This window comes from uncultured Methanofollis sp. (assembly GCF_937919355.1).
GTDB lineage: Archaea > Halobacteriota > Methanomicrobia > Methanomicrobiales > Methanofollaceae > Methanofollis.
Genome location: NZ_CALFSA010000004.1, coordinates 22,678 through 28,757, shown reverse-complemented (window position 1 = coordinate 28,757; position 6,080 = coordinate 22,678). Strand labels below are relative to the sequence as shown.

The 6,080-nt window shown below is 59.0% G+C and carries 8 protein-coding genes; 3 read left to right on the top strand and 5 right to left on the bottom strand.

Going from position 1 to position 6,080, the window contains the following annotated elements; all coding sequences use genetic code 11:
* The 3 genes from purF to Q0520_RS00310 all read right to left on the bottom strand — a co-directional run.
* Positions 1-1,399: amidophosphoribosyltransferase (purF, locus tag Q0520_RS00320; protein WP_298665167.1), on the bottom strand; the 1,399-nt coding region annotated here is incomplete at its 3' end.
* Positions 1,400-1,414: 15 nt separating this feature from the next.
* On the bottom strand, positions 1,415-1,597 hold the full coding sequence (locus tag Q0520_RS00315; protein WP_298665164.1) for a 50S ribosomal protein L37e: 183 nt from the start codon (positions 1,595-1,597) through the stop codon (positions 1,415-1,417).
* A 15-nt stretch (positions 1,598-1,612) separates the two neighbouring features.
* A complete protein-coding gene (locus tag Q0520_RS00310; RefSeq protein WP_298665161.1) occupies positions 1,613-1,840 on the bottom strand; it encodes an LSM domain-containing protein in 228 nt (75 codons plus the stop codon).
* Between the two features lie 110 nt (positions 1,841-1,950).
* Here Q0520_RS00310 and Q0520_RS00305 point away from each other — a divergent pair, with 110 nt between their 5' ends.
* The 3 genes from Q0520_RS00305 to Q0520_RS00295 are packed head-to-tail and all read left to right on the top strand — an operon-like array spanning position 1,951 to position 3,406.
* Positions 1,951-2,448: an RNA-binding protein gene (locus tag Q0520_RS00305; protein ID WP_298665158.1), complete on the top strand. Its 498-nt coding sequence runs from the start codon at positions 1,951-1,953 to the stop codon at positions 2,446-2,448.
* A 47-nt stretch (positions 2,449-2,495) separates the two neighbouring features.
* Positions 2,496-2,867 carry a cell division protein SepF gene (gene sepF, locus Q0520_RS00300; RefSeq protein ID WP_298665155.1) on the top strand — a complete coding sequence of 124 codons (372 nt, stop codon included), beginning with the start codon at positions 2,496-2,498 and terminating at the stop codon, positions 2,865-2,867.
* Entirely contained in the window at positions 2,867-3,406 is a 540-nt protein-coding gene (locus Q0520_RS00295) for a ZPR1 zinc finger domain-containing protein (RefSeq protein ID WP_298665152.1), read from the top strand. The genes sepF and Q0520_RS00295 overlap by 1 nt, the downstream gene beginning before the upstream one ends.
* Positions 3,407-3,647: 241 nt before the next feature.
* Here the strand turns inward: Q0520_RS00295 and purM are convergent, their stop codons facing one another.
* Both purM and Q0520_RS00285 read right to left on the bottom strand, forming a co-directional pair.
* Positions 3,648-4,643, bottom strand: coding sequence for a phosphoribosylformylglycinamidine cyclo-ligase (gene purM / locus Q0520_RS00290; RefSeq protein WP_298665149.1), 996 nt, complete (start codon positions 4,641-4,643; stop codon positions 3,648-3,650).
* Positions 4,636-6,027 carry an aspartate kinase gene (locus Q0520_RS00285; RefSeq protein ID WP_298665146.1) on the bottom strand — a complete coding sequence of 464 codons (1,392 nt, stop codon included), beginning with the start codon at positions 6,025-6,027 and terminating at the stop codon, positions 4,636-4,638. Before Q0520_RS00285 ends, purM begins: the two co-directional genes overlap by 8 nt.
* Positions 6,028-6,080 lie beyond the last annotated feature (53 nt).

Genomic DNA, 6,080 nt, shown 5'->3' with positions numbered 1-6,080 from the left:
GGCGGGTCTGGATGCTTCCTTTCGTAAACTCGACGCACCTGCTATCGCAGCACTCTCCGCAGACCTCGACCGGATACTTTCCGGTGAGACAGGCGGTACAGAGGTTGCCGATGTCGATGCCAATCGCCTCCACCATCCTGTCCAGGGGGACATGGTAGAGGGAATCGGCATGGATGAGGTCGCGGACCTCATCCGTACTCCGCTCATTCGCAATGAGTTCGGTCCGTGTCGGGAAATCGACGCCGAGATAGCAGGGGGCGATGATCGGGGGCGAACCGACCCGGAGATGGACATCCTTCGCCCCGGCGTCCCGGACAATGTCGATGAGTCGCCGCGAGGTCGTGCCCCGCACCACGGAGTCGTCGACAAGCACGACAGACTTGCCCTCCAGGTGCTTTTTGATCGGGTTGAGTTTGATGCGCACGGCGTTCTCCCGCTTCCGCTGGTTCGGCATGATGAATGTCCGGCCCATATACCGGTTCTTCATCAGGCCCTCAAGGTACGGGGTGCCCGACGCCACCGAATATCCGATCGCATACGCCGTCCCGGAATCAGGTACCGGGGCGACCATGTCCGCCTCGACCGGCGCACCATGGGCGAGTTCCTCGCCGATCTTCCGCCGGGCGTCATAGACCAGAGTGCCGTCGATGACCGAGTCTGCCCGCGCAAAGTAGACATACTCGAACATGCAGTGGGCGCGCCGGTCAGACGTTGCGATCTGGACAGACCGGATCCCGTTCTCCGTGAAGGTGATAAGTTCGCCCGGCCGCACGTCCCTGACCAGGGTGCCGTTCAGGGCGTCGATCGCAACGCTCTCCGAGGCAACGATGTACCCCGTCTCGGTGCGCCCGATGCAGAGCGGTTTGATCCCGAGGGGGTCCCGGAAGGCGTAGAGCGCCTCGTCGAGCATCAGCACGACCGAGTACGACCCCTGCAGTTTCCGCATCGCCACGCCGACGGCGTCCTCGACAGAACCCGAGTTCCGGAGTTCGTGGGCGAGGATCGTTGCGATCACCTCGGAATCCGTGCTCGTACAGAAGATCTGTCCGTCCTGTTCATAGGCGGACCGCAGGGCATCGGTATTCACCAGGTTGCCGTTATGGGCAAGCGAGAGCGTATGATCTCTACAGACAAAATTGAATGGCTGGATGTTCTCCGGCAGGTTCGCGCCGGTCGTCGGATACCGGACATGCCCGATACCGACGTTCCCTCTGAGCTTCTGGAGGATCTGCTCATCAAAGACTTCGGCCACAAGCCCTTTGCCCTTGTGGACATAGGGCCGGTGGTCAAAAGTGGACATCCCCGCGCTCTCCTGTCCGCGGTGCTGGAGAGCGTACAGGGCATAATATAGCGGGAAAGAGACACCGCCAGCATCCACGATGCCAACGATCCCACACATGATCTGACCTGAAACTTAATGCGTTGGAATCTTGGGACGCTTCGTCGTCCACTTGTGACTTACCAGTTTCTTGCTCCGTCCAAATCCACAGGCAGAGCAGACCTTATGCCGTGCGTGGAAGGACATCTTCCCGCACCTGCGGCAGATAATGTGAGTGCTCTTCTGCCGCAGACCCATCGATGGTGTACCTTTCGTCATAACCGTTCACCGTAATTATTCAACAGAGGGAGATATATAGATCACATTGTCGCCGCGTACGATCAGTGTACCACGTTTCTCAACCTTGCCTTCGACCTGCTCTTCAGCCCGGTCAAGAACAAGGTTCAAATGGACGTCGTACCCCTGCAGGACTCCGCGGATCTCACGCCCGCCTTTCAGAGAAATGATAACAGGCTGGCCGTTGAGCACCTGATCCAGAATCTCCAGTGGTCTTTTTGTCATGGTAATTACCCTTCAGACCTCTTCAAGAGTACCATACATGCGTGGGGAATCTACTTAAATATACCGCGTCGAACGGTTTAAAAGAGAATAGACCAGAATTGTGGTGAACAATGGAGGATATAAAGGTCAAAAGAAGGCACACGATCAAAAAATCAGAGATCGTGCGCATCAAAAAAGCCCTGAAAGAAGAGATCGGAGAAGAAGAGGCACTCTTCACATCGAAGGGCATCGAAGTCGTCGAGACGACGTCGGACGTCAGCATTTACCTGGTGGAGAAAAAACCCGTCCTCATGGCCTTCGAGGACTGGATCTTCCCGACAGTGCGGGGCGCGATCGAGCACCCCTTCACTGCCCGGCGGGTCACGGTCGACTCCGGGGCAGTGCCATACGTGATGAACGGTGCCGATATCATGCGCCCCGGCATCGTCGCCGCCACGCCCGATATCAGAAAGGGCCACCCCTGCATCATCGCCGAAGAACGGTACAGCAAGCCCCTTGCCGTTGGTGTCGCCCTGTACGACGCGGCAGAACTCCTCGCACTGGAAAAAGGAAAGGCTGTCAGGACAGTCCACCGGGTCGGAGACCTGATCTGGAACCTGGAACTCTGAGGATGGTTTGGATACCATTAAATAAATTCCATTCTACAGTTCTTTTCATGGGTAAATTTCTCGATTCCCTCATGGGCAAGAGCGCTCCTGCGCATCAGGACGAATATATGGAACTGGATCTTGCATCCTACGAGAGCACGGCCAGTGACGAGCCCGCGTCGATGCTTGTGAAAGTCGCCCAGATCGCCGATATCAAGGATACACCCCGCGTGAAGGACGAAGTCTACAATGGCAACCTCGTCATCGTCGATATATCCCGGCTGAAACTCGACAAGATCATGTACGAGCGGGTCTTAAAAGACCTCAGAGAGGTCGCAAACGACGTCAACGGTGACATCATAGGTCTCGGCGACCAGCAATATGTCGTCGTCACCCCCATGTCGGTGAAGATCTCCCGGGAGAAGATTGGAGGGGTGTAGTGCGGAACGTCCTGCGTGCGCCCTGTCCAGTCTGTAAACAGGAGATCGAGTATATCTACCAGACAGAAGAGATCCCATATTTTTCTGAGATCCTCATCGAAAGCGCGGTCTGTACCTGCGGGTGGCGGATGGCCGACACCTTCATCCTCAAGACGGGTCAGCCAGAAAGAAGTGAAATGCGGGTCTCAGGTGAGGCCGACCTCTCGGTGCGGGTGGTACGGAGTTCTGCCGGGACTATCGAGGTGCCAGAACTCGGAGTCACAGTAAATCCCGGTCCGGCATCAGAGGGGTTCATCACCAATGTCGAAGGAGTGCTCGACAGGATCGAAGAGGCCCTCGATACTGCCCTGAAAACAGCCGAAGGCGAAGAAAGGGAGCGCGCCCTCTCGATCAAGGCGCAGATCGAGGCAGTCAGGCGCGGCGATGAAAGTGTCACCCTGATCATCGACGACCCCTCGGGTAACTCCGCAATCATCAGGAACCCGAAGGACGCCGGGGGCGCAGGGGAAGAAGAAAGGGCGGGACAAAACTCCCCTTGATCGTATCCAAACTTTTCTGGGCTCCGGGCAGATCCTGTTCTTGACCAAAGATCAGATATTTTATCGAACTCGCTATCGCTCGTTGCCCTTGGCCCCCATCAGGATAGGGTCGGGGAAGACAGAGCAGAGATCTCAGGACCGCGTTGAAAACGAAAAACGCGGAAAAAATGGTTTTGTTGAATCGGGCATGAAACAAAGTTTCATGAACGGTTCTACAGATACAGCAGAGCAAAAAAAAGGGTCAGTGGATCTTCACGCCGCGGAGATACGCCCCGCTCTCCGGCACGACCGCACCCGCCACCTGCACGTCAGGGATGACCTTCCTGAGAGCGGGGAGACTTGATTCGGGGACGATGAAGGCATAGCCCATGCCCATGTTGAAGGTGCGGTACATCTCGTTCTCGTCGAGACCTCCCTTCTCCTGGATCCATGCAAGGATCTCCGGGACGGGAAGGGGATCGGTGATGTCGAAACCGTACTTCGAGAGCCGGGGGAAGTTCAGGAGACCGCCGCCGGTGATGTGGCACATACCGTGGACCTCGCAGGCCGCGGCGGCGTCGAGGGCCTCCCGGTAGATCCGGGTCGGCGTGAGGAGGGCCTCGCCAACCGTCCTCCCCGACGGGAGGACTACATCATAACCGCCGTTCTCCAGGGCGACCTTCCGGGCAAGGGTGTAGCCGTTCGAGTGGACGCCTGTCGAGGGCACGCCGACAATGATGTCGCCCGGGACGACCGTCTCGCCCGTGACGACCCTGTCCTTCTTCTGGGCGCCGAGACAGGTGCCTGCAAGGTCAAGGCCGGTAACAAGGCCCTTCAGGGTCGCAGTCTCCCCGCCGACGATGTTCATGTTTGCCTGCCGCGCCCCCTCGTTGAGGCCGATCCCGATCTGGCGCATCTTCTCGGGCAGGATCCCGTCGCAGGCGATGTAGTCGACGAAGGCCACCGGGTCCAGGTTCATCACGAAGAGGTCGTTGACATTCATCGCCACGCAGTCGATACCGACCGTCGACCAGTCCTTCAGGGCATCGGCAACGAGCATCTTCGTGCCGACGCCGTCGACCGTAAGGGCGAGGGCCATATCGCCGAAGTCGATGAGGCCGGCGAAGTGGCCGACGCTCCCGAGCATCGGGAAAGAACCCTGACGCCGGTAGGAAAGTTGGTCAATGAGCGTGCGCACGCCTTTCGCTTCGAGATCGATGTCCACGCCTGCATCGGCGTATCCTGTACCTTTACTCATCTTTACACTCCTCAGATAGCCTGAATTCGTCGTGGAGTACCTGCAGGGCCTTCCTGTTCTCGTCCTGCCGCACCACGAAGGAGACGTTCACCTCTGACGACCCCTGCGAGATCATCATCACGTTGACCCCGGCCTTGCCGAGGGCGGTGAAGATCCGGCCCGAGATCCCGGGCGTCCCTGCCATACCGGCACCGATAACGGCGATCGCCACGACATTCCGGTCAGACGTGACCTCGCGGACAAGACCGCTCTTCACCGGGGCTGCAAGCACTTCGAGAGCGAGCGGCAGGTCGTTCTCCTCGATGATCAGGGAGATGTTCGCCTGCGACGAGGCCTGCGAGATCATCATCACATTGATGCCGGCGTCGCCGAGGGCGGTGAATATTTCTCTCGCAACACCCGGCCTGCCGATCATCTGGACACCGTTGATGTTGACGAGGGCGACACGGGCGATGTGCGTGATCGCCTTGACGACACGCTTCTCCTTCTGCTCCTGCCGGCGGACGACCGTACCGGGGTGGTCGGGGTTGAAGGTGTTCTTCACCCGGACGATGATGTCCTTCTCCATCGCGGGCTCGATAGTCTTCGGGTGGAGAACCTTCGCCCCGAAGTACGAGAGTTCCATTGCCTCGCGGTAACTCACATAGGGGAGGACACGGACATTTGGGACGATCTTCGGGTCAGAGGTCATCACGCCGTCGACGTCGGTCCAGATCCAGATCTCGTCGGCGTCGATGGCCCGGCCAACGATCGCGGCCGAGTAGTCAGAACCGCTCCGGCCGAGGGTGGTGACGATCCCCTCGGGCGTGCAGCCCATATAGCCGGTGATCACCGGCACGCCGTCCATGAGCAGGGGGACGACCCGGCTGTGGATACGGGGGTCGCTCTGCGGCAGGACAAGGGCGTCGCCGTGTTTGCTTGTCGTCAGGATCCCGGCCTCGCAACCGTCGAGGGCGGTGGAAGGGATGCCCCGTTCCCTGACGGCCGCCGAGAGGATGAGCGCCGACAGACGCTCGCCATAACTGACGATATAGTCCTTCGAGCGCCGGGTGAGTTCCCGGAGGGCGTGGACCGCCGTCAGGATGTGCTCGAGGTTGACAAGGCGCTCGTTGATGACGGCCCCCACCTCTTCGACCTGGCCGGGGGCAACGGCTTCGAGCGTCTTGATATGTTTCGCCCTCAGAGCCTGGATAAATGCGGCAATCGGGGGTTCTTCTGTAGATGATTCGGCCTCGGACGCGATTGCGTGGAGCTGGTCGGTGACGCCCGACATCGCCGATACGACGACCGCCAGTTCATGCCCTTCAGCATGGTAGCGGGCGAGGATGTCGACCGTCCTCTCGATCGCCCCGGCATCGCCGACCGAGGTGCCGCCAAATTTCATTACAAGCCTCATTTCTGGCTCACTCTCACTGGTCCCACACAATGGTATTTATG